The sequence below is a fragment of the Bartonella sp. AP57NXGY genome (assembly GCF_042195805.1).
Classification (GTDB): Bacteria; Pseudomonadota; Alphaproteobacteria; order Rhizobiales; family Rhizobiaceae; genus Bartonella.
On sequence record NZ_JBHIOZ010000502.1, the window covers coordinates 1 to 730 of the forward strand.

Annotated in this window: 1 pseudogene; it reads left to right on the forward strand. The window is 44.5% G+C overall.

The features are described from left to right. Window positions 1-44 precede the first annotated feature (44 nt). Window positions 45-730: pseudogene (locus ACFIL8_RS11705) on the forward strand (type IV secretion system protein VirB10); the annotation flags it as partial.

Sequence of the window (730 nt, forward strand, 5' to 3'; positions counted from 1 at the left end):
TTGCATCAGATCTTTAAATAAGCGGGAATTGAAGGGGACAACACATGAGTGATAAATCAATCATCGAAGATCGCGGATCTATTGGGGATGGCAAAAACAATAGCGCCAAAACCGCCGGCAAAAAAATAGTTGTCGCAATAGCCTGTATAGGAATCTGCGGCTATGTGCTCTGGAACATCTTATCCACCCCCACAGAACAAAAAGACACCGCAAAAGCTCATAAAAAACAAGAAAAAAGCTTTCACAATTCCCTCGCCCCTTTAGAGCTCGCGCCCTCTGACCCGCGTGCCAACATAGCGCCAATAACCTTACCACCCCCACAACCACTCGCACAAGAACCCAAAAAAGATGACCCATTACTTGATGCCGCAAGACGTGCCCCTGTTTTAGCTTTTGCCAAAGGCTCTAAATCTCAATTAAAAGACATCGTCAACACGACTCTCAACCCCTTTGAAAAATTCCATGCCCTTGAAAATCTCGCGAATGCGCAAAATTCTCCTGCCCTTCAAGACACACAAAATTTTGCAACCCTATTAAAGCCTACCAAAACAGAAGAAGCAAAAGCAAAAGCAAAACTCATCGGCAATAGAAACTTTATCATCGCCATGGGAACCTCTATTCCCTGTATCTTAGAAACCGCATTAAACAGTGAGCAACCAGGCTTTGCAAGCTGCATCATCAACCGTGATATCCTCTCTGACAATGGGCGCGTTGTTTTGCTTGATAAAGG